Below are 21,699 nucleotides of genomic sequence, written 5' to 3' on the forward strand. Positions count from 1 at the left end.
CGGCCGGCGGTGGTAGAGTCCGGCGGTGACATAGCGAGTAGGCGCGTGTAGCCTCCGCGCCGCGCCGGACGTCTTTACAGTGCCTTAGACTTGGTATAAGCTACATCGTTGCGCTGGAATTCTGCTCTGGTGTGCCCGAGAACCTTGTCAACGGTTTTAAGAAACCGAACTTGACAAGGTGACTTTGTGCATTCCAGAGCCGTTTATTCCACAGCAGACCGAATGCTACAACTACCAGCGGTTTCGGAGCTTCTGTAAGCCAGAGCAGGAGCCCACCGATTCCGCGTGAGGTGCTGGAAGGACCCATCTTGGCAGTCTCCCGCCAGACCATGTCAGAGGCCGACATCCCCGGTGCGCCGACTCGTTACTCTTTCGCGAAGATTAGCGAGCCCGTGCCCGTGCCGGGCCTACTAGATCTACAGCTCGACTCCTTCGACTGGCTGATCGGCGCACCGGAGTGGCGCGCCCGCCAGCAGGAGGAGCGCGGTGACGATGCCGTGATCACGAGTGGACTGGAGGACATTCTCCACGAGCTGAGCCCGATCCAGGATTACTCGGGCAATATGTCTTTGTCTCTGTCTGAGCCGCGCTTCGAGCCGGTCAAGCACTCTGTCGAGGAGTGCAAGGACAAGGACATCAACTACTCCGCCCAGCTCTATGTCACCGCGGAGTTCATTAACAACGACACCCAGGAGATCAAGTCTCAGACGGTGTTCATCGGCGACTTCCCGCTGATGACCGACAAGGGCACCTTCATCGTCAACGGCACCGAGCGTGTCGTTGTCTCCCAGCTGGTGCGTTCCCCAGGCGTGTACTTCGATCAGTCGATCGACAAGTCCACCGAGCGTCCGCTGCACTCGGTGAAGGTGATTCCGTCGCGCGGTGCGTGGCTGGAGTTCGACGTCGATAAGCGGGACACCGTCGGCGTGCGCATCGACCGTAAGCGTCGCCAGCCGGTGACCGTGCTGCTGAAGGCGCTGGGCTGGACCGAAGAGCAGATCAAGGAGCGCTTCGGCTTCTCCGAGCTCATGATGTCGACCCTGGAGTCCGACGGCGTCTCCAACACCGACGAGGCTCTGCTCGAGATCTACCGCAAGCAGCGCCCGGGCGAGCAGCCGACGCGTGATCTCGCACAGTCGCTCATCGAGAACGCCTTCTTCCGTGCCAAGCGCTACGACCTTGCCAAGGTCGGCCGCTACAAGGTCAACCGCAAGCTCGGCCTGGGCGGTGACCACGACGGTCTCATGACGCTGACCGAAGAGGATATCGCCACCACCATAGAGTACCTGGTGCGCCTGCACGTCGGCGAGCGGGAGATGACCGCCCCGAACGGCGAGACCATCCCGCTGTACACCGACGACATCGACCACTTCGGTAACCGTCGTCTGCGTACCGTCGGCGAGCTCATCCAGAACCAGGTCCGCGTCGGCCTGTCGCGCATGGAGCGCGTCGTCCGCGAGCGCATGACCACCCAGGACGCCGAGTCGATCACCCCGACCTCGCTGATCAACGTCCGCCCGGTCTCCGCGGCGATCCGCGAGTTCTTCGGCACCTCGCAGCTCTCGCAGTTCATGGATCAGAACAACACGCTGTCGGGGCTGACCCACAAGCGTCGCCTCTCCGCCCTGGGTCCGGGCGGCCTGTCGCGTGAGCGCGCCGGCATCGAGGTCCGCGACGTCCACCCGTCGCACTACGGGCGCATGTGCCCCGTCGAGACGCCGGAGGGACCGAACATCGGTCTGATCGGCTCCCTCGCGTCCTATGCTCGCGTGAACTCCTTCGGCTTCATCGAGACCCCGTACCGCAAGGTCATCGACGGCCGCGTCACCGACGAGGTCGAGTACCTCACCGCCGACGAGGAAGACCGCCACACCATCGCGCAGGCCTCCGTCGAACAGGATGCGGACGGCAACATCGTCGAGGAGCGCATCGAGGTGCGCATCAAGGACGGCGACATCGCCGTCACCGAGGCGAAGAACGTCGACTACATCGACGTCTCCCCGCGCCAGATGGTCTCCGTCGGTACCGCCATGATTCCGTTCCTGGAGCACGACGACGCCAACCGTGCCCTCATGGGCGCCAACATGCAGAAGCAGGCCGTGCCGCTGGTGCGCACCGAGTCCGCATACGTCGGCACCGGCATGGAGCAGCGCGCCGCCTACGATGCTGGCGACGTCGTGATCACCCCGAAGGCTGGCGTCGTCGAGAACGTCACCGCCGATGTCATCACCATCATGGATGACGACGGCATCCGCGACTCCTACATCCTCCGCAAGTTCCAGCGCACCAACCAGGGCACCTGCTACAACCAGACCCCCTTGGTCAGCGCCGGTGAGCGTGTCGAGGCCGGCCAGGTCATCGCCGACGGCCCGGGCACCAAGAACGGTGAGCTGGCGCTGGGCCGTAACCTCCTGGTCGCGTTCATGCCCTGGGAAGGCCACAACTACGAGGACGCGATCATCCTCAACCAGCGCGTGGTCGAAGAGGACATCCTCACCTCGATCCACATCGAGGAGCACGAGATCGACGCCCGTGACACCAAGCTGGGCGCCGAGGAGATCACCCGCGAGATCCCGAACGTCTCCGACGACGTCCTGCGTGATCTCGACGAGCGCGGCATCATCCGCATCGGCGCGGACGTGCGTGCGGGTGATATCCTCGTCGGCAAGGTCACCCCGAAGGGTGAGACCGAACTGACCCCGGAGGAGCGCCTGCTGCGCGCCATCTTCGGTGAGAAGGCCCGCGAGGTGCGCGATACTTCCCTGAAGGTGCCGCACGGCGAGACCGGCAAGGTCATCGGTGTCCGCCGCTTCTCCCGGGAGGACGACGACGATCTGTCCCCGGGCGTCAACGAGATGATCCGCGTCTACGTTGCCCAGAAGCGCAAGATCCAGGACGGCGACAAGATGGCCGGCCGCCACGGCAACAAGGGTGTCGTCGGCAAGATCCTGCCGCCGGAGGACATGCCGTTCATGCCGGACGGAACCCCGGTCGACATCATCCTCAACACCCACGGTGTGCCGCGTCGTATGAACATCGGCCAGGTGCTCGAGGTGCACCTGGGCTGGCTGGCGCACGCCGGCTGGACCATCGATCAAAACGACCCGAAGAACGCCGAGCTGCTCAAGACCCTGCCGAAGGAGCTCTACGACGTCCCGCCGGAGTCGCTGACCGCCACCCCGGTCTTCGACGGCGCGATCAACGAGGAGCTCAACCGGCTGCTCGCCAGCTCCAAGCCGAACCGCGACGGCGACGTCTTGGTCGACGAGCACGGCAAGTCGCAGCTTTTCGACGGACGCTCCGGCGAGCCCTTCGAACACCCGATTTCGGTGGGCTACATGTACATGCTCAAGCTGCACCACCTCATTGACGAGAAGATCCACGCCCGTTCCACCGGCCCGTACTCCATGATCACCCAGCAGCCGCTGGGCGGTAAGGCACAGTTCGGTGGCCAGCGCTTCGGTGAGATGGAGGTCTGGGCCATGCAGGCCTACGGCGCCGCCTACACCCTGCAGGAGCTCCTGACCGTCAAGTCCGATGACGTGGTGGGCCGCGTGAAGGTCTACGAGGCGATCGTCAAGGGGGACAACATCCCGGATCCGGGCATCCCGGAGTCGTTCAAGGTGTTGCTCAAGGAGCTGCAGTCGCTGTGCCTCAACGTCGAGGTGCTCGCCACCGACGGCACCCCGATGGAGCTCTCGGGCTCCGACGAGGACGACGAGGCAGCCTCCAGCCTGGGCATCAACCTGTCCCGCGACGAGCGCGCCGACGCCGACAGCGACATCGCCTAAGGCACGTGCCAGGTTCGCCGGCGGCGTCGATAAGCGGCGTCGCTGGCGAGCAAGTCAACTAGCTAGAACTGATAAGCCATTCAATCCCTTCCGCACCGGAGGGGGAAAGGGAGTTACGTGTTCGACGTAAACCTCTTCGACGAGCTCCGCATCGGCCTGGCCTCCGCCGACGACATCCGCCGTTGGTCCAAGGGCGAGGTTAAGAAGCCGGAAACCATCAACTACCGCACGCTCAAGCCGGAGAAGGACGGCCTGTTCTGCGAGCGTATTTTCGGTCCCACCCGCGACTGGGAGTGTGCTTGTGGCAAGTATAAGCGCGTGCGCTACAAGGGCATCATCTGTGAGCGCTGTGGCGTCGAGGTGACCAAGTCCAAGGTCCGCCGTGAGCGCATGGGCCACATCGAGCTGGCCGCCCCGGTCACGCACATCTGGTACTTCAAGGGCGTGCCTTCGCGTCTGGGCTACCTGCTCGACCTCGCTCCGAAGGACCTCGAGCGCATCATCTACTTCGCGGCCAACATCATCACCAGCGTGGATGAGGAGGCCCGGCACAACGATCAGTCCACTCTCGAGGCGGAGATGCTCCTCGAGAAGAAGGACGTCGAGACCGACGCCGAAAACGAGATCGCCGAGCGCGCCGCCACCCTGGAGCAGGACCTCGCAGAGCTCGAGGCCGAGGGTGCGAAGGCGGACGTGCGCCGCAAGGTGCAGAACGCCGCCGACAAGGAGATGCAGCACATCCGCGAGCGCGCGGAGCGCGAGATCGACCGTCTCGACGAGATCTGGCAGACCTTCATCAAGCTCGCCCCGAAGCAGATGATCATCGACGAGACGATTTACGACGAGCTCGTCGACCGCTACGAGGACTACTTCACCGGCGGCATGGGCGCTGAGGCCATCCAGACCCTGATCCGCAACTTCGACATCGACGCCGAGGTGGAAGAGCTCTCGACCATCATCAACGAGGGCAAGGGCCAGAAGAAGATGCGCGCGCTCAAGCGCCTCAAGGTCGTCGCCGCCTTCCAGCGTTCGGGCAACGACCCAGCCTCCATGATCCTGGATGCGATCCCGGTCATCCCGCCGGAGCTGCGCCCGATGGTGCAGCTCGACGGTGGCCGCTTCGCCACCAGCGACCTGAACGACCTGTACCGGCGTGTGATCAACCGCAACAACCGCCTCAAGCGCATGATCGAGCTCGGCGCGCCCGAGATCATCGTGAACAACGAGAAGCGCATGTTGCAGGAGTCCGTGGACGCCCTGTTCGACAACGGCCGCCGCGGCCGCCCGGTCACCGGCCCGGGCAACCGCCCGCTGAAGTCCCTGTCTGACCTGCTCAAGGGCAAGCAGGGCCGCTTCCGCCAGAACCTGCTGGGTAAGCGTGTCGATTACTCGGGTCGTTCCGTCATTATCGTCGGCCCGCAGCTGAAGCTGCACGAGTGTGGTCTGCCGAAGCTCATGGCGCTGGAGCTGTTCAAGCCCTTCGTTATGAAGCGTCTGGTCGAAAACGACTACGCCCAGAACATCAAGTCCGCCAAGCGCATGGTCGAGCGCCAGCGCTCCGAGGTGTGGGACGTGCTCGAGGAAGCCATTTCCGAGCACCCAGTGCTGCTCAACCGCGCACCGACTCTGCACCGCCTCGGCATCCAGGCGTTCGAGCCGAAGCTGGTCGAGGGTAAGGCCATCCAGCTGCACCCGCTGGCCTGTGAGGCCTTCAACGCCGACTTCGACGGCGACCAGATGGCCGTTCACCTGCCGCTGAGTGCCGAGGCGCAGGCGGAGGCCCGCGTGCTCATGCTGTCGTCGAACAACATCCTGTCGCCGGCCTCCGGTAAGCCGCTGGCCATGCCGCGTCTGGATATGGTCACCGGCCTGTACTTCCTCACCATGGACAAGCGCGAGGACGAGATCGGCGGCCAGGGCGGCTACCGTCCGGCCGAGGGCGATCAGCTGGCGCAGGGCGTGTACTCCTCCTACGCGGAGGCGATCATGGCCCGCGACCGCGGTGTGCTCGGCGTGCAGGCCCCGATCCAGGTGCGCATCGACCACCTGCGCCCGCCGGCCGATATCGAGGCCGAGCAGTTCCCGGACGGGTGGGAGAAGGGCCAGTCGTGGACCATCATGACCACCTTGGGCCGCATCATGTTCAACGAGCTGCTGCCGTGGTCCTTCCCGTACCTCGAGGGCGTCATGGTTCGTAAGGGCGGTGGCGATAACAAGGTGCTGCTGGGCGACGTCATCTCCGAGCTGACCAACCGCTACCCGATGATCACGGTGGCGCAGGTCCTCGACAAGCTCAAGGACGCCGGCTTCTACTGGGCCACCCGCTCCGGTATCACCATCACCATGTCCGACGTGCTCGTGCTTCCGAACAAGAACGAGATCCTCGAGTCTTATGAGAAGGAAGCCGAGAACATCGAGCGCAAGTACTGGACCATGGGTGCGCTCACCGAGCGCGAGCGCTACGACCGCTTGGTCGAGCTGTGGCAGGACGCCACGAACAGGGTGGGTCAGGCCGTCGAGGATATCTACCCCGACGACAACCCGATTCCGATGATCGTGAAGTCCGGTGCCGCCGGTAACATGCGCCAGATCTGGACCCTGGCCGGCATGAAGGGCATGGTCGTGAACTCCAAGGGTGACTACATCACCCGCCCGATCAAGACCTCCTTCCGCGAGGGCCTGTCGGTTCTGGAGTACTTCAACAACTCGCACGGCTCCCGCAAGGGCCTGGCCGATACCGCTCTGCGTACCGCCGACTCGGGCTACCTCACCCGTCGTCTGGTCGACGTCGCGCAGGACGTCATCGTCCGCGAGGCTGACTGTGGCACCCGCCAGGGCGTGCGCGTCTCGGTCGCCGAGACCCTCACCGTCCCCGGCGGCGAGAAGAAGTCCTTCGCCCGCCACTCCCTGGTCGAGACCTCGCTGTCCGGCCGCGTGGCTGCCAACGACATCAAGGACGAAGACGGCAACGTCCTCTACGAGGCCGGAACCGACCTCACCGAGGAAATTATCGACGACCTCGTCTCCCGCGGCATCGAAGAGGTCAAGGTCCGCTCCGTTTTGACCTGCCAGACCCCGACCGGTGTCTGCTCGAAGTGCTACGGCAAGTCCATGGCCTCCGGCAAGCTCGTCGACATCGGCGAGGCCGTCGGCATCGTCGCTGCCCAGTCCATTGGTGAGCCGGGTACCCAGCTGACCATGCGTACCTTCCACCAGGGTGGTGTCGGTGGCGACATCACCGGTGGTCTGCCGCGTGTGCAGGAGCTGTTCGAGGCCCGCGTGCCGAAGAACCGCGCCCCGATCGCCTCTGTCGCCGGCACCGTCTCCATCGAGGACGAGGGCAACTTCTGGACCGTCCGGATCACCCCGGACGACGGTGGCGACGACGTCGTCTACGAGAAGCTCTCGAAGCGCCAGGGCCTGGCCCAGGTGCGCCGCCCGATGGAGTCCAACCCGGACGCCATGATCGAGCGCTCCCTGGCCGACGGCGACCACGTCGAGGTCGGCGAACGCCTGCTGCGTGGTGCGGCCGACCCGCACGACGTGCTCGAGGTGCTGGGACGTCGCGGCGTCGAGAAGCACTTGATCGACGAGGTGCAGGCCGTCTACCGCACCCAGGGTGTGGCCATCCACGACAAGCACATCGAGATCATCATCCGCCAGATGCTGCGTCGTGCGACCGTTATCGACTCCGGTTCGACCCCGTACCTTCCGGGTACGCTGGTTGACCTGTCGGAGGCCAAGCAGGCTAACTCGGCGGCGATCGCCGAGGGCGGCCAGCCCGCCGAGCTGCGCAGCGAGATCATGGGTATTACCAAGGCCTCGCTGGCGACCGAGTCCTGGCTGTCGGCCGCCTCCTTCCAGGAGACGACCCGCGTGCTGACGGACGCCGCGATCAACAAGCGCTCCGACGCTCTGCTGGGTCTGAAGGAGAACGTGATCATCGGTAAGCTGATCCCGGCTGGTACCGGTATCCCGCAGTACCGCAACATCACCGTCAACCCGACGGAGGCCGCCCGCAACGCCGCCTACTCGATCCCGACCTACGGCGACTCGATCTACGGCGACGACGGCGGATACGGAGAGTTCACCGGCGCATCGGTCCCGCTGGATGAAAGCTTCGACGTCTAACAGACTGGCATTCTGGCTAGCACGGTCTGCTTAAGCCCCGCGCCCCGGCACCCGGATCCTCTGGGTGTCGGGGCGCTGGGTTTTGAATAGCCCGAATAGCCCCAAACCCTCAGTGCTTCTCGGAAGACCGCCGGGGCCTGCGCGGTACGCGGATCACGTCAACACCGCCCATGACCGCGAAGTAGCGCACGTGTATCCGTGGGGCGTCGGCGGGCACCTCGGTGCGGCGGATGCTCACGCCGGGGCTGTCTTTGACTTCGCTGCCGCCGAGGATGGGCAGGCCGCTGACGTCGACATGCATGTCCTCGGGCACGTAGACTTCCACTCCACCGACGGCGGCGAAGATGGTGATCGTGGTCTCCGCACTCGCCAGCGTGGCCTCGGTGAGATGGATCTCGACGCCACCCACGATCGCGATCGAGGTGTGGCGAGGGGCGCAGGCCCAGTTACCGGTCAGGTCGTTGCCGCCGATAATCGCTATGCTCATGCCCTGGCCGTCGACGCCGGGGGAGACCTGCTCTAAGGCGGGGGATGTCTCCTGCTGGGGCGTGGTCAGCGAGGTGGGATCGTCGATATCTAAGTCGCGGGTGAGTGGCGTGAGCTCGCGCCGGAAGCGGGCGCCACGCGCGGCGGTTAAGCGTTCGTCGTATTCTTGGTAGTCCAGTTGTCCTGCGTCGAGCGCGTGCGACAAGATGGTCATGACTCGTGAGCAATCCGCGTCGCTGGCGCTGAGATCCGGCGCGTTGTCGTCCATAGCGTGAGCATAAAACGCCCATCCACCGGCCGCAATAGATCTCCAGCTCAGCGCACCACCCGCGTTTTGGAGCTGGCTTAATCTTTAGGCTAAACTTCCCACACAGTCCCACGTTTTGGTGGGCATCCCGCATCCGCGGTCGTCGGATGCAGTGGAATCACCCGGCCGGGCCCTGGAAAAGAGCCCCGATTTTTCCTGTGCGCACATGCGCTTAAAGGTATACCCCGGTTGATCACCCACCGAAACCGCGATTTCCTGGCGACGATAAAGAAAGAGAACTATGCCAACTATTCAGCAGCTGGTCCGCAAGGGCCGCAAGGATAAGCCGACCGGCGTGTCCACCGCAGCCCTGAAGGGCTCGCCGCAGCGCCGCGGCGTCTGCACCCGCGTGTACACCACCACCCCGAAGAAGCCGAACTCGGCGCTTCGTAAGGTCGCCCGTGTGCGCCTGACCACCGGTATCGAGGTCTCGGCCTACATCCCGGGCGAGGGCCACAACCTGCAGGAGCACTCGATGGTGCTCGTGCGTGGCGGTCGTGTGAAGGACCTTCCGGGTGTTCGTTACAAGATCGTCCGTGGTGCCCTGGATACCCAGGCAGTCAAGGACCGCAAGCAGGCCCGTTCCCGCTACGGCGCAAAGAAGGGACAGTAAACAATGCGTAAGAATTCCGCTCCGAAGCGTCGCGTTGTCAAGGACCCGGTCTACGACTCTGAGCTGGTGACCCAGCTGGTCAACAAGGTCCTGCGCGACGGCAAGAAGTCCACCGCCGAGCGCATCGTCTACGGTGCCCTCGAGCAGTGCCGAGAGAAGACGGGCACGGATCCCGTCGGCACCCTGGAAAAGGCCCTGGGCAACATCCGTCCGGACCTCGAGGTCCGCTCCCGCCGCGTTGGTGGCGCCACCTACCAGGTCCCGGTCGAGGTGCGCCCGGAGCGCTCCACCACCCTCGCGCTGCGTTGGCTCGTGACCTTCACCCGCCAGCGTCGTGAGAACTCCATGATGGAGCGCCTGGCCAACGAGATCCTCGACGCCTCCAACGGCCTCGGTGCTTCCGTGAAGCGCCGCGAGGACACCCACAAGATGGCCGAGGCCAACCGCGCTTTCGCCCACTACCGCTGGTAGTTTCCACGATGAACGCCCACGCAGCCCGATCGAAGCCCGGCATGACCGTAGACACGGCGCCTTCCTGCGCCTATGCTACGTAGCCGTCGTTCCGGTCGGGCTGGGGTGTCTCGAAGGCCACTGACTCCTTCGAGCGTCTGCGCGGCGGGCGGCCTTCCGCTGCCGGAAGCGCCGATTAGTGGCAGAATTGAACAGAACTTATTCGCACATGTAGGCGTCCACTGGTGAGAGTCCACGACGTCAATCGACAAACGAGTTGGGGTAGAAACTGTGGCACAAGAAGTGCTTAAGGACCTGAAGAAGGTTCGCAACATCGGCATCATGGCCCACATCGATGCCGGTAAGACCACGACCACCGAGCGCATCCTGTTCTACACGGGTATCAACCGCAAGGTCGGCGAGACCCACGACGGTGGCGCGACCACCGACTGGATGGATCAGGAGCAGGAACGCGGCATCACCATTACCTCCGCCGCCGTGACCTGTTTCTGGGAGGGCAACCAGATCAACATCATCGACACCCCGGGCCACGTCGACTTCACCGTTGAGGTCGAGCGTTCCCTGCGTGTTCTCGATGGTGCCGTGGCTGTCTTCGATGCCAAGGAAGGCGTGGAGCCGCAGTCCGAGCAGGTTTGGCGCCAGGCCACGAAGTACGACGTTCCGCGTATCTGCTTCGTCAACAAGATGGACAAGCTCGGCGCTGACTTCTACTTCACCGTCGACACCATCAAGGACCGTCTGGGTGCGAAGCCGCTGGTCATGCAGCTGCCGATCGGCTCCGAGGATGACTTCGACGGCGTCGTCGACCTCATCGAGATGAAGGCCCACATGTGGCCGGGCAAGGTCGCCGTCGGCGAGGAGCCGCAGATCCAGGAGATCCCGGAGGACCTCAAGGAGAAGGCCGAGGAGTACCGCGAGGCGCTCGTCGAGACCGTCGCTGAGTCCGACGAGGAGCTCATGGAGAAGTACTTCGGTGGCGAGGAGCTGACCACCGAGGAGATCAAGGCGGCCATCCGTAAGCTGACCGTCAACTCTGAGATCTACCCGGTCTACTGCGGTACCGCCTACCGCAACAAGGGCATCCAGCCGCTGCTCGACGCGGTCGTCGACTACCTGCCGAACCCGCTGGACGTCGGCGAGGTCCACGGCCACGCCGTCGGCAACGAGGACGAGGAGATGACCCGTAAGCCGTCGAAGGATTCCCCCTTCTCGGCGCTGGCGTTCAAGATTGCCGTCCACCCGTTCTTCGGCAAGCTGACCTACGTCCGCGTGTACTCCGGTCGCTGTGCCCCGGGTGAGCAGGTCCAGAACTCCACCAAGGAGAAGAAGGAGCGCGTTGGCAAGCTCTTCCAGATGCACGCCAACAAGGAAAACCCGGTCGACGAGGCCACCGCGGGCAACATCTACGCCTTCATCGGCCTGAAGGACACCACCACCGGTGACACCCTGTGTGACCCGAACAACCAGATCATCCTGGAGTCCATGGACTTCCCGGATCCGGTGATTCAGGTCGCCATCGAGCCGAAGACCAAGTCGGACCAGGAGAAGCTGGGTACCGCTATCCAGAAGCTGGCCGAAGAGGACCCGACCTTCACCGTCCGCTTGGACGAGGAGTCCGGCCAGACCGTCATCGGCGGTATGGGCGAGCTGCACCTCGACGTCCTGGTCGACCGCATGAAGCGCGAGTTCAAGGTCGAGGCGAACATCGGTAACCCGCAGGTCGCCTACCGCGAGACCATCCGCAAGGCCGTGGAGAACGTCGACTACACCCACAAGAAGCAGACTGGTGGTTCCGGTCAGTTCGCGAAGGTGGTCATCTCTATCGAGCCTTATACCCCGAGCCCGGAGGAGCTGGAGGAGGGCGAGGATCCGACCTACGCCTTCGTCAACAACATCACCGGTGGCCGCGTGCCGAAGGAGTATATCCCGTCCGTCGACGCCGGTATCCAGGACGCCATGCAGTACGGCTACCTGGCTGGCTACCCGCTGGTCAACATCAAGGCCACCCTCGAGGACGGCCAGTACCACGACGTCGACTCCTCGGAGATGGCGTTCAAGCTCGCCGGTTCCCAGGCTCTGAAGGAGGCCCTGAGCAAGGCGAAGCCGGTGCTGCTCGAGCCGCTGATGGCCGTCGAGGTCACCACCCCGGAGGAGTTCATGGGTGACGTGATCGGCGACATCAACGCCCGCCGCGGCCAGGTCAACTCCATGGACGACCGCCACGGCGCCAAGGTGGTCAAGGCCCTGGTCCCGCTGTCCGAAATGTTCGGCTACGTCGGCGACCTGCGTTCCCGCACCCAGGGCCGCGCCAACTACACCATGCTCTTCGACTCCTACGGTGAGGTTCCGACGAACGTCGCCCGGGAGATCATCGAGGCACGCAACGGCAACGCCTAAGAAGGGCTGACGCCTGCGACCCCGAGCCGGGCCTTTTGTGCCACGGCCCGGCTTGGGTCCCATGACGCTTGCAGGGCAGCGGCCTGTTGAACGCCACCCCGATATTAGGGGGCGTTGAACTGGCCGTTACCCTGTGAGTAGGTCCGCGATTCCCGCCGATCCTCTCACCAGGATCACATCCGAACTGGTTTGAAAATCGGGCGGCCAAAATCTAGGATCGTGTAACTGGCACATAAGTAAAAACACCCCACTGCAGTCTCATCCCGAATTAGGATGTGTCAGTGGTGGGAGTACCATCCACGTGGCTGCGAAAGTCGTAGCCACCATGAAGTCCAGGAGGACATACAGTGGCAAAGGCGAAGTTCGAGCGCAACAAGCCGCACCTGAACATCGGCACCATCGGTCACGTCGACCACGGCAAGACCACCACGACTGCTGCCATCACCAAGGTGCTGGCTGACAAGTACCCGGAGGAGAACGAGTCCTTCGCTTTCGACGCCATCGATAAGGCGCCGGAGGAGAAGGAGCGTGGCATTACGATCAACATCTCCCACGTCGAGTACAACACCCCGAAGCGCCACTACGCACACGTGGACGCCCCGGGCCACGCTGACTACGTGAAGAACATGATCACCGGTGCCGCTCAGATGGACGGCGCCATCCTGGTCGTCGCTGCTACCGACGGCCCGATGCCGCAGACCCGCGAGCACGTCCTCCTGGCCCGCCAGGTCGGCGTTCCGTACATCCTCGTCGCCCTGAACAAGTGCGACATGGTCGACGATGAGGAGATCATCGAGCTCGTCGAGATGGAGATCCGCGAGCTGCTCGGCGAGCAGGAGTTCGACGAGGACGCTCCGATCGTCCACATCTCCGCCCTCGGCGCCCTGAACGGCGAGGAGCAGTGGGTCCAGTCCATCGTTGACCTGATGGACGCCTGCGACGAGTCCATCCCGGACCCGGAGCGCGCTACCGACCAGCCGTTCCTGATGCCGATCGAGGACATCTTCACCATTACCGGCCGCGGCACCGTCGTCACCGGCCGTGTCGAGCGTGGCAAGCTGAACGTCAACGACGAAGTCGAGATCATCGGCATCCAGGAGAAGTCCCAGACCACCACCGTCACCGGTATCGAAATGTTCCGCAAGATGCTGGACTACACCGAGGCCGGCGACAACTGTGGCCTGCTGCTGCGTGGTACCAAGCGTGAGGACGTCGAGCGTGGCCAGGTTGTGATCAAGCCGGGCGCTTACACCCCGCACCACAAGTTCGAGGCTTCCGTCTACGTCCTGTCCAAGGACGAGGGCGGCCGCCACACCCCGTTCTTCAACAACTACCGTCCGCAGTTCTACTTCCGCACCACCGACGTCACCGGTGTTGTGACCCTGCCGGAGGGCACCGAGATGGTCATGCCGGGCGACAACGTCGACATGTCCGTCGAGCTGATCCAGCCGGTCGCCATGGACGAGGGCCTGCGCTTCGCTATCCGCGAGGGCTCCCGCACCGTCGGCGCTGGCCGCGTCACCAAGATCGTCGAGTAAGACGACTCTCGCCCCTCCAGCACGCCTAGCGTGCTAGGAACCTTAAAGGCCCCGACCGCATACCCCGCGGGCGGGGCCTTCGGCGTCTCTAAGCACAGGTAGCATCGAACAATGACATGAAAGATCCCACCCGTATCCCCGTCGTCCTCGAGGCCCTGCGCACCGCCTGGGAGGGCCGCCCCGACCTAGAGCTCGCCTCGCTGTGGGAGATCCTGCGCAATGAGGGCGTCGCCTTCGGCACGAGCGACGAAGAATTGCTCACCCACCTTCGCCGCATGGCCCAGAAGTTTCCGCCGCTTATCGACGACACCGCCCTCCACGGCCACTTCGCCGTGATAGACACGACGTCTCCACGCCGCCGGGTCACGTTGGACTGCGTGCAGCACCGAGTCACGGTGCGAGGCTTCGACGACACCTTGCGCCCGGCTACGTGGACCGGCGGGGAGATCGTGCGCCTGCGCACCGGCATGCCCGCCGTCCTGCGCGATCACGACGGCACCGATCACCGCCTCGGCGTGGTGGAGTCGATGCGCCTTTACGAACGCCCGTTGACCATACGCCTCGACGGGCGCCATCGCCGTGATATGGGCGACGAGGTCTACGGCGTTATCACGCATACTGAGGACACGGTGAGCCTGGTGATCATCAGCCACCGCCTCGAGGTGCTGCGCGCGCAACGCCGGCATATCGATACGGAGACCTACAAGTTCGAGGAGATCGTCGCCTGCGCGGCCGGGAAGGCATTAAAAATCCGCCGGCACCCGGGTGGGGCGGCGGCGGATCTGGGGGTCGTGGAGGACGTGTTCCCGCTGGAGGCTTAAACCCTAGTCAGTTTCGACGGGGGTGAAGTTCAACAGGAACCGGGTATCCACGTCGAATCCCGGCAGCGCGGCGCGGACGTCGTCGTTGGCTTCGTCGAGGTCGTCGAGAAGCCGCGGCAAGTTCACAGTGGGCTTCGCGGTGATGGTCCAGCCGATGGTCGGCCGGCCCCGATCGAGGCGGGTCTGCGTCTGCACCTGGGTGACGTCCCGCAGCTCCCGCAGGTGCTCGGCGGTTGCCTTGGCCACGCGGTTGGTGGAGACGGTGACCTTGCCCTGGCTGCGGCCTGAGCCTGCGGTCATGCGGTTGAAGGAGTTGCGCCGTAGGTTGGCGATCAGCCACCACAGACCGAAAAGGATCAGCACGACGGCGAGGATGATCACCACCACTGGGTAGATGTTGGACTCCAAGAAGCTCTGGAGGACCTGCTCGTCGTACCAGGAGCCGATCTGGTGGGCGATGTCCACGTCGAAGGCGAACAGCGCTGCCCAGAGACCCAGAACGAGGGCGATGACGCCGAGCAACCCGATGATCACCCGGTCGAATCCGGCGAGTGCTCTACTCATTGCTCTGCTCCTTCTTCTCTGCGGACGTCTCCGGCGCCTCAACCTGCTCTGGCTGGCCGGCGGGGGAGACGCCGTCGTCGACACCCGCGGGGCGCACCGAGGTGGTCACGGTGAAGCCCGGACCGAACGTCCGCTCCAGCTCGCGATCGAGCTCGGAAGTGATCCGCTCCTCCAGGCCGTCGGTGACCTGCACGACGGTGGCTTGCACCTTCACCTTCTTCTTGCGCGCGTACGTCGACGCCGCGAGGACCCCGGGGACGCGCTTAGCGGTCGAGGTGGTGTAGCGGGCGATATCGACCGGACGCGCCCAGATCGGGGCGCGCGGGGCCTCGAGGCGCTCGTAGCGACGCCGCCGCGGCTTGAACGCCGCGATGATCAGAAGGATACCGAGGATGACGGCAGCCACCCCGATCACGCCGACCCAGACGTTGTCCAGGCTGACGAGCTGCTCCGGAAGCGCGGCGATCCACGGCTCCCAGCCGGCCGGCGAGGCGTAGATGACCACGGCCTCGCGGATCAACACGCCCGCCAGCGCGAGCAGCAGCAGCGCGAACAGGATCGACCAGCCGCGTACCTGAGGGGAGCCGGCCGGGTGTTGTTCGGCCGCCGTGGTGGCGTCGGTATCAGCGGACACGAGGCACCTCCTGGTAGTTGTCGATGTAAATCTCGCGCAGCTTCAGCGGCGGGGCGCTAGGCTCCCGCAGAGACTTCTCGACGGGCACCGTCACCTGCTTCAGCGCCCGCTGCCGCGGGGTGCGCACCGTCGCCAGGCGAGGCGTACGCGGCGTGCGTACCCGCCGCACGCGGGTGGCCGGCGGCGTCGAGACGCGCTGCGGCCGCGGCATACTCGGCGCGCGCACCGGCGTCGGGGTGACGGGCTTCGGCGCGCTTATCGACGCCGCACGCACCGGTGCAGGTTCACGCACCGTCTGCGGCGAGGCAGCGGGCGGCGTCGAGACGCGCTGCGGCCGCGGCATACTCGGCGCGCGCACCGGCGTCGGGGTGACGGGCTTCGGCGCGCTTATCGACGCCGCACGCACCGGTGCAGGTTCACGCACCGTCTGCGGCGAGGCAGCGGGCGGCGCGGTGACCGAGCGGACCCGGGCAGGGGCCGGCGCCGTGACGCGGCGTGCCTTCGGCGGGCTCGGCGCGTTAACCGAACGCACCGGCTCTTCTGCCGGGATCGGGACCTCCCGCAGCGGGCGGGCCGGCGCGGTGCTCGGCGAGAAGACCTCGGTGGGCTCGGCCGTCTCGACGGGGCGCAGGTCCCGCTCGCGGTCGGTTTCCGGCGAGTAGACGTCCACGCCCGGGGAAGTGCGCGGCGAGCGCACCTGGGTGCGGTTGAACGTGTGCGGGGAGCGCACCTGCACGCCTGGGCGGACCTGGACCTCGGTGAGGTTCGGCACCTGCGGCGAGTTGTTGATGTCTTCGGCGGTGATGCGCCCCTCGCTGGTGACGGACTGCTCGACGGTGACGTCGACGCGCGTAACCTTCAGGCCCGTCATCGACGTCAGCCAGGTGTGGATGTTGTGCTGCACCTGGTAGGCGACGTCGGTGACCGGCGAGGGCCAGCTGACCGCGATGATGGAATCAACCTCGATGCGCCCGGCGGTCTGGTCGAGGCGGATATCGCAGCGCGGATAACTGCGCGTGCTGATCTCCGCCCACGAGCTCGTGATCGTCGGCACCCCGGGGACAAGGCCCGCGGCGTGGTTGATGATCCGGGTCAGGGTTTTTTCGGAGAAGATGTCGTTACCGCTCACCCGCGGCCGCCGTTTCCGGACGTGATGTTGTCCACGAGAGCGCGCAGGTCAATCCTGCCCTCCAGCTGGGCACCGACGGCCCCGCCGATGATACCGAACAGCAGCGCCCACAGGAATCCAGCGAGTCCGCCGAAGATGATGGCGAACGCAAGGGCGAGTCCGACGACCACGCCTAAGAAAGTGGTGTTGTTCATGGGTTACTCCAGACAGTGCCCGAGGCCGTCTATACGGCGTCGGCGATGACGATAGTCGCAGGGAGATCCGTCGACTCCGCCACTGCACCCCGGACCCGCTCCGCGAGGGCGTTCAAGTCGCCCTCGAGAGAGGTGCCGGTGATGTCAGCGACGATATGGACCTCCACGTGGCCGTCGCGGTTGAAGGTGATGCCGGGAACCCGTGCGCCGGGAAACAGCATGGTCACCTCACCGAAACGGCCGGGATGCAAGGAGTCGACCCCGTCGACGCTGCGGATATGCTCAGCGAGCGCCTGGGCCTGCTCCTTGCTCAGTGGTGGTTGGCCGGTCATAAAAGGGTCCTGACTCCGGCGCGGGTTACTGGACGCGGCCCTGCTGCAGCTGCTGCTGCTCGGAGGCGGACAGCTCGCGGTTGTCGTCCGAGTCGTCGTCCTGCGGCAGGTGGACGTCGGTCACGGTGACGTTGACCTCGGTGACCTCCAGGCCGGTCATGCGCTCGATGGAGCGGGTGATGTTCAGGCGGATAGCGTCGGCCAGCTCGTGGATGGCCACGCCGTACTCGGCGACGATGGAGACGTCGGCCGCGGCCTGGGTCTCGCCCACCTCGACATCGACGCCCTGCTGGATGTTCTCGCTGCCACCGAAGGTGTCGCGGATGGTGCCCATCATGCGGGCGGCACCGCCACCCAGCGCGTGGACACCGGAGACCTCGCGGGTCGCGATGCCGGCGATCTTGCCGACGACCGTGTTCTCAATGATGTTGCGGCCGGTGTTCTGCTCACCGTCGTTGGTGGCGGCGGTAGCGCCCTGGTTCTCCGACTGCTGGTCCTTGTTCTTCTCAGCCATGAATGACTCTCCTTAGATAGTGTGTGCCGCAGTCGCGGCGTGTTGACGCCCTCAATGGCGCTGGCATCCCCATGCTACAGATCAACTGTTAAGCGGGCGATTACATTTTGGTTAAGGCTTGGAGAATCGTGGCAAAACCGTGACCAAGACAACTCGGAAACGGGATTTGCCTGCAGGCTTAACGTCGTGTTTAAATACATGGGTTGCCTCGACACGACGTGAGGCGGATCTACATCCGCGGACACGGCCATGGCGAGGTGAACATGACACCTTCGTGTGACTGGCCCCATCTTCATCGATGGTCACCAGTGACGGAAGGATCCGCAATCGGGGTAGGTCGTCACGCCACAGTGCGGCAGCCCGAGCGCGGAGACCGGAGAAGGGGCATGGCAAATAAACAGCGGCAGTATACGTAGTGGGCCACGCTTATCACTTAAGATCCTGGTCCCTACTTGTCACGACGTGTGTGCGTTTTCGCCTACCCCTTCCACGCGATGGGACGTCATGGCAAGGACAGACAACGACACTGGCGTTGCGCCCGAAGCCCCAGAAGTGCTCCGGACAACGTTATAGAGGAAATCGAGAAGCGAAACCCCACCGCTTCCGGGTAACCGGAATGTGGGGCCGAGCGAGGAAGAGGATAAGCGTGGCGGGACAGAAGATCCGCATCCGGCTCAAGGCCTACGACCACGAAGCGATCGACGCATCTGCAAAGAAGATCGTCGAAACCGTCACCCGCACGGGTGCGCGCGTCGTCGGCCCAGTGCCGTTGCCCACCGAGAAGAACGTGTACGCCGTTATTCGTTCTCCCCACAAGTACAAGGATTCTCGCGAGCACTTCGAGATGCGCACCCACAAGCGCCTCATCGACATTCTCGACCCGACGCCGAAGACCGTCGATGCCCTCATGCGCATCGACCTCCCGGCCAGCGTCGACGTGAACATTCAGTAATCACGAGTACTCGATAGACCGACACACTTTGGCAGCGGAGAACTGACACATGAGTGAAAACGAGATCAAGGGCATTCTGGGCAAGAAGCTCGGCATGACCCAGGTCTTCGACGAGGAAAACCGGGTCGTTCCGGTCACCGTCGTCGAGGCTGGGCCGTGCGTCGTCACCCAGATTCGCACCACCGACAACGATGGCTACACCGCCATCCAGATCGCCTTCGGCGAAATTGACCCGCGCAAGGTCAACAAGCCGGAGAGCGGCCACTTCAAGAAGGCCGGCGTCACCCCGCGTCGTCACGTTGCGGAGATCCGCATGGACGACGTCTCGGGCTACGAGGTCGGCCAGGAAATCACCGTTGACATCTTCGAGGGCGAGACCCTCGTCGACGTCTCCGGTATCAGCAAGGGCCACGGCTACGCCGGCGGCATGAAGCGCCACGGCTTCGCCGGCCAGGGCGCCGCCCACGGTAACCAGGCTGCTCACCGCCGCGTCGGCGGTATCGGCGGCGCTTCGACCCCGGGCCGCGTCTTCAAGGGCAAGCGCATGGCCGGCCGCATGGGTAACAACCGTGTGACCACCCAGAACCTGAAGATCCAGAAGATCGACGCCGACTCCAACATCCTGCTCATCAAGGGTGCCATCCCGGGTACTAAGGGTGGAGTCGTGACCGTCAAGACCGCAGTGAAGGGCGGTGCACACGCATGACTCTGAACCTCGAAGTCCAGACCCACGACGGTAAGACCAACGGTTCTGTGGAACTGCCGGCCGAGATTTTCGACCGCGAGGCGTCCGTCGCCCTGATGCACCAGGTCGTCAACGCCCAGCTGGCCGCGAAGCGCCAGGGCACCCACAAGACCAAGACCCGCGGCGAGGTCCGCGGCGGTGGCCGCAAGCCTTACCGCCAGAAGGGCACCGGCCGCGCCCGCCAGGGCTCCATCCGCGCACCGCAGTTCACCGGCGGTGGCGTCGTCCACGGTCCGCAGCCGCGTAACTACGCGCAGCGCACCCCGAAGAAGATGATCAAGGCCGCCCTCTACGGCGCTTTGACCAACCGTGCGCAGAACGACCGCATCCACGTCATCGACGAGCTGGTGCCGGGCCAGAAGCCTTCCACCAAGTCCGCCCGTACGTTCATCGAGCGTCTGACCGACCGTAAGCAGATTCTGCTGGTCATCGGCCGCGAGGACCTGAATGCACAGCGCAGTGCGAACAACCTGCCGAACGTGCAGATCCTCGAGCCGGGGCAGCTGAACGCCTACGACGTGCTGAACTCCGACGACGTCGTGTTCTCGGTCGCCGCTCTGCACGCCTTCGTTGACCGCGTCAGCGGTGCGGAGAACAAGGAGGAAAACTAATGGCAGCCCACGATAACCCGCGCGACATCATCCTCGCGCCGGTCGTCTCCGAGAAGTCCTATGGGCTGATGGAGCAGAACGTCTACACGTTCTACGTCGCCCCAGACTCCAACAAGACCCAGATCAAGATTGCCATCGAGCAGATCTTCGGCGTTCAGGTCGCCTCCGTCAACACCGTCAACCGCGAGGGCAAGCGCAAGCGCACCCGCACCGGTTACGGCAAGCGGAAGGACACCAAGCGCGCCTACGTGACGCTTCGCGACGGCAGCGACTCCATCGACATCTTCGGCGGCGGCGCTTAAACCGCCTAAAGAAGTGACGAAGTAAGGACACACTATGGCTATTCGTAAGTACAAGCCGACAACTCCGGGTCGCCGTGCCAGCTCCGTCTCCGAGTTCTCGGAGATCACCCGCTCCACTCCGGAGAAGAGCCTGCTGCGCCCGCTATCCAAGACCGGCGGCCGCAACAGCCACGGACACATCACGACCCGTCACCGCGGCGGCGGCCACAAGCGCCGTTACCGCGTGATCGATTTCAAGCGCAACGACAAGGACGGCATCCTGGCCAAGGTCGCTCACATCGAGTACGACCCGAACCGCACCGCCAACATTGCGCTGCTGCACTACCACGACGGCGAGAAGCGCTACATCGTGGCGCCGAAGGGCCTCAAGCAGGGACAGCTGCTCGAGTCCGGCCCGTCCGCGGACATCAAGGTGGGCAACAACCTGCCGCTGCGCAACATCCCGACCGGTACCACCATCCACAACGTCGAGCTGAAGCCGGGCGCCGGCGCCAAGCTCGCCCGTTCGGCCGGTGCGTCGATCCAGCTTCTCGGTAAGGAGCACGGCTACGCGGTCCTGCGTATGCCGTCGTCCGAGATCCGCCGCGTCGACATCCGCTGCCGCGCCACCGTGGGTGAGGTCGGCAACGCCGAGCAGATCAACATCCGCTGGGGCAAGGCCGGCCGTATGCGCTGGAAGGGATGGCGCCCGACCGTCCGCGGTGTTGTGATGAACCCCGTCGACCACCCGCACGGTGGTGGCGAGGGCAAGTCCTCGGGTGGCCGCCACCCGGTGTCGCCGTGGGGCCAGAAGGAAGGCCGCACCCGCAACCCGAACCGCTACTCGAACAACATGATCGTGCGCCGTCGTCGCCCGAACAAGAAGCGCTAAGAGGAGGTAACACGCTATGCCACGCAGCCTGAAGAAGGGCCCGTTCGTCGATGAGCACCTCCTCAACAAGGTGGATGCTCAGAACGAGGCCGGAACCAAGCAGGTCATCAAGACCTGGTCCCGCCGCTCCACCATCCTTCCCGATTTCATCGGTCACACCTTCGCCGTCCACGACGGCCGCAAGCACGTGCCGGTGTTCGTGGATGAGTCGATGGTTGGACACAAGCTGGGCGAATTCGCACCTACCAAGACCTTCAAGGGTCACGTCCGGGACGACAAGAAGGGACGTCGATAAG

At 64.5% G+C, this 21,699-nt stretch carries 20 protein-coding genes; 13 read left to right on the top strand and 7 right to left on the bottom strand.

Annotation, left to right across the window (positions count from 1 at the left end; all coding sequences use genetic code 11):
- Positions 1 to 290: 290 nt before the first annotated feature.
- Together rpoB and C3B44_RS01660 are read left to right on the top strand one after the other, a co-directional pair.
- Complete coding sequence (gene rpoB / locus C3B44_RS01655; RefSeq protein WP_108430823.1) at positions 291 to 3,791, top strand: DNA-directed RNA polymerase subunit beta; 3,501 nt, start codon at positions 291 to 293, stop codon at positions 3,789 to 3,791.
- A gap of 117 nt (positions 3,792 to 3,908) precedes the next feature.
- A complete protein-coding gene (locus tag C3B44_RS01660; RefSeq protein ID WP_108430824.1) occupies positions 3,909 to 7,922 on the top strand; it encodes a DNA-directed RNA polymerase subunit beta' in 4,014 nt (1,337 codons plus the stop codon).
- Positions 7,923 to 8,031: 109 nt separating this feature from the next.
- Here the strand turns inward: C3B44_RS01660 and C3B44_RS01665 are convergent, their stop codons facing one another.
- Complete coding sequence (locus tag C3B44_RS01665) at positions 8,032 to 8,676, bottom strand: DUF1707 SHOCT-like domain-containing protein (RefSeq protein WP_108430825.1); 645 nt, start codon at positions 8,674 to 8,676, stop codon at positions 8,032 to 8,034.
- A gap of 280 nt (positions 8,677 to 8,956) precedes the next feature.
- Between C3B44_RS01665 and rpsL the strand changes: the two genes are divergently transcribed.
- From rpsL to C3B44_RS01690, 5 genes are all read left to right on the top strand, one after another.
- Positions 8,957 to 9,328 carry a 30S ribosomal protein S12 gene (rpsL, locus tag C3B44_RS01670; RefSeq protein WP_108430826.1) on the top strand — a complete coding sequence of 124 codons (372 nt, stop codon included), beginning with the start codon at positions 8,957 to 8,959 and terminating at the stop codon, positions 9,326 to 9,328.
- 3 nt (positions 9,329 to 9,331) lie between these two features.
- The gene (rpsG, locus tag C3B44_RS01675; RefSeq protein ID WP_108430827.1) at positions 9,332 to 9,799 is read left to right on the top strand and encodes a 30S ribosomal protein S7; all 468 of its coding nucleotides are present in this window, start codon (positions 9,332 to 9,334) and stop codon (positions 9,797 to 9,799) included.
- Between the two features lie 270 nt (positions 9,800 to 10,069).
- On the top strand, positions 10,070 to 12,196 hold the full coding sequence (gene fusA / locus C3B44_RS01680; RefSeq protein WP_108430828.1) for an elongation factor G: 2,127 nt from the start codon (positions 10,070 to 10,072) through the stop codon (positions 12,194 to 12,196).
- A 347-nt stretch (positions 12,197 to 12,543) separates the two neighbouring features.
- Complete coding sequence (gene tuf, locus C3B44_RS01685; RefSeq protein WP_108430829.1) at positions 12,544 to 13,734, top strand: elongation factor Tu; 1,191 nt, start codon at positions 12,544 to 12,546, stop codon at positions 13,732 to 13,734.
- A 116-nt stretch (positions 13,735 to 13,850) separates the two neighbouring features.
- Entirely contained in the window at positions 13,851 to 14,555 is a 705-nt protein-coding gene (locus C3B44_RS01690; protein WP_108430830.1) for a hypothetical protein, read from the top strand.
- 3 nt (positions 14,556 to 14,558) lie between these two features.
- Here C3B44_RS01690 and amaP read toward each other — a convergent pair whose 3' ends face one another.
- The 6 genes from amaP to C3B44_RS01720 are packed head-to-tail and all read right to left on the bottom strand — an operon-like array spanning position 14,559 to position 17,922.
- Positions 14,559 to 15,119 carry an alkaline shock response membrane anchor protein AmaP gene (amaP, locus tag C3B44_RS01695; protein WP_108430831.1) on the bottom strand — a complete coding sequence of 187 codons (561 nt, stop codon included), beginning with the start codon at positions 15,117 to 15,119 and terminating at the stop codon, positions 14,559 to 14,561.
- Entirely contained in the window at positions 15,112 to 15,753 is a 642-nt protein-coding gene (locus C3B44_RS01700; protein WP_108430832.1) for a DUF6286 domain-containing protein, read from the bottom strand. The genes amaP and C3B44_RS01700 overlap by 8 nt, the downstream gene beginning before the upstream one ends.
- The gene (locus C3B44_RS01705) at positions 15,743 to 16,882 is read right to left on the bottom strand and encodes an Asp23/Gls24 family envelope stress response protein (protein WP_108430833.1); all 1,140 of its coding nucleotides are present in this window, start codon (positions 16,880 to 16,882) and stop codon (positions 15,743 to 15,745) included. Before C3B44_RS01705 ends, C3B44_RS01700 begins: the two co-directional genes overlap by 11 nt.
- A complete protein-coding gene (locus tag C3B44_RS01710; RefSeq protein WP_108430834.1) occupies positions 16,879 to 17,076 on the bottom strand; it encodes a hypothetical protein in 198 nt (65 codons plus the stop codon). The genes C3B44_RS01705 and C3B44_RS01710 overlap by 4 nt, the downstream gene beginning before the upstream one ends.
- A 29-nt stretch (positions 17,077 to 17,105) precedes the next feature.
- A complete protein-coding gene (locus C3B44_RS01715; RefSeq protein ID WP_108430835.1) occupies positions 17,106 to 17,408 on the bottom strand; it encodes a hypothetical protein in 303 nt (100 codons plus the stop codon).
- 25 nt (positions 17,409 to 17,433) lie between these two features.
- Positions 17,434 to 17,922 carry an Asp23/Gls24 family envelope stress response protein gene (locus C3B44_RS01720; RefSeq protein ID WP_108430836.1) on the bottom strand — a complete coding sequence of 163 codons (489 nt, stop codon included), beginning with the start codon at positions 17,920 to 17,922 and terminating at the stop codon, positions 17,434 to 17,436.
- A 646-nt stretch (positions 17,923 to 18,568) separates the two neighbouring features.
- Here C3B44_RS01720 and rpsJ point away from each other — a divergent pair.
- Genes rpsJ through rpsS form a run of 6 tightly spaced genes read left to right on the top strand, consistent with a single transcriptional unit; the run spans position 18,569 to position 21,698 of the window.
- Positions 18,569 to 18,874: a 30S ribosomal protein S10 gene (gene rpsJ / locus C3B44_RS01725; protein ID WP_003848085.1), complete on the top strand. Its 306-nt coding sequence runs from the start codon at positions 18,569 to 18,571 to the stop codon at positions 18,872 to 18,874.
- Positions 18,875 to 18,923: 49 nt separating this feature from the next.
- On the top strand, positions 18,924 to 19,580 hold the full coding sequence (gene rplC, locus C3B44_RS01730) for a 50S ribosomal protein L3 (protein WP_108430837.1): 657 nt from the start codon (positions 18,924 to 18,926) through the stop codon (positions 19,578 to 19,580).
- Positions 19,577 to 20,230 (top strand): 50S ribosomal protein L4, encoded by a 654-nt coding sequence (gene rplD / locus C3B44_RS01735; RefSeq protein WP_108430838.1) that lies wholly within the window; start codon positions 19,577 to 19,579, stop codon positions 20,228 to 20,230. The genes rplC and rplD overlap by 4 nt, the downstream gene beginning before the upstream one ends.
- Positions 20,230 to 20,532 (top strand): 50S ribosomal protein L23, encoded by a 303-nt coding sequence (rplW, locus tag C3B44_RS01740; protein ID WP_108430839.1) that lies wholly within the window; start codon positions 20,230 to 20,232, stop codon positions 20,530 to 20,532. The genes rplD and rplW overlap by 1 nt, the downstream gene beginning before the upstream one ends.
- Before the next feature lie 34 nt (positions 20,533 to 20,566).
- Entirely contained in the window at positions 20,567 to 21,403 is an 837-nt protein-coding gene (gene rplB / locus C3B44_RS01745) for a 50S ribosomal protein L2 (RefSeq protein ID WP_108430840.1), read from the top strand.
- Between the two features lie 16 nt (positions 21,404 to 21,419).
- Positions 21,420 to 21,698, top strand: coding sequence for a 30S ribosomal protein S19 (gene rpsS, locus C3B44_RS01750; RefSeq protein ID WP_108430841.1), 279 nt, complete (start codon positions 21,420 to 21,422; stop codon positions 21,696 to 21,698).
- Position 21,699 lies beyond the last annotated feature (1 nt).

Source organism: Corynebacterium yudongzhengii, assembly GCF_003065405.1.
In the GTDB taxonomy this organism is placed as follows: domain Bacteria; phylum Actinomycetota; class Actinomycetes; order Mycobacteriales; family Mycobacteriaceae; genus Corynebacterium; species Corynebacterium yudongzhengii.

Bases quoted from the DNA above. Each gene is read 5' to 3' on its own strand.
- rplD (WP_108430838.1), top strand. From the start codon at position 19,577: ATGACTCTGAACCTCGAAGTCCAGACCCACGACGGTAAGACCAACGGT.
- rplC (WP_108430837.1), top strand. From the start codon at position 18,924: ATGAGTGAAAACGAGATCAAGGGCATTCTGGGCAAGAAGCTCGGCATG.
- rpsS (WP_108430841.1), top strand. From the start codon at position 21,420: ATGCCACGCAGCCTGAAGAAGGGCCCGTTCGTCGATGAGCACCTCCTC.
- amaP (WP_108430831.1), bottom strand. From the start codon at position 15,119: ATGAGTAGAGCACTCGCCGGATTCGACCGGGTGATCATCGGGTTGCTC.
- rplB (WP_108430840.1), top strand. From the start codon at position 20,567: ATGGCTATTCGTAAGTACAAGCCGACAACTCCGGGTCGCCGTGCCAGC.
- C3B44_RS01690 (WP_108430830.1), top strand. From the start codon at position 13,851: ATGAAAGATCCCACCCGTATCCCCGTCGTCCTCGAGGCCCTGCGCACC.
- C3B44_RS01665 (WP_108430825.1), bottom strand. From the start codon at position 8,676: ATGGACGACAACGCGCCGGATCTCAGCGCCAGCGACGCGGATTGCTCA.
- C3B44_RS01720 (WP_108430836.1), bottom strand. From the start codon at position 17,922: ATGGCTGAGAAGAACAAGGACCAGCAGTCGGAGAACCAGGGCGCTACC.
- C3B44_RS01715 (WP_108430835.1), bottom strand. From the start codon at position 17,408: ATGACCGGCCAACCACCACTGAGCAAGGAGCAGGCCCAGGCGCTCGCT.
- rpsL (WP_108430826.1), top strand. From the start codon at position 8,957: ATGCCAACTATTCAGCAGCTGGTCCGCAAGGGCCGCAAGGATAAGCCG.
- rplW (WP_108430839.1), top strand. From the start codon at position 20,230: ATGGCAGCCCACGATAACCCGCGCGACATCATCCTCGCGCCGGTCGTC.
- C3B44_RS01710 (WP_108430834.1), bottom strand. From the start codon at position 17,076: ATGAACAACACCACTTTCTTAGGCGTGGTCGTCGGACTCGCCCTTGCG.
- rpsG (WP_108430827.1), top strand. From the start codon at position 9,332: ATGCGTAAGAATTCCGCTCCGAAGCGTCGCGTTGTCAAGGACCCGGTC.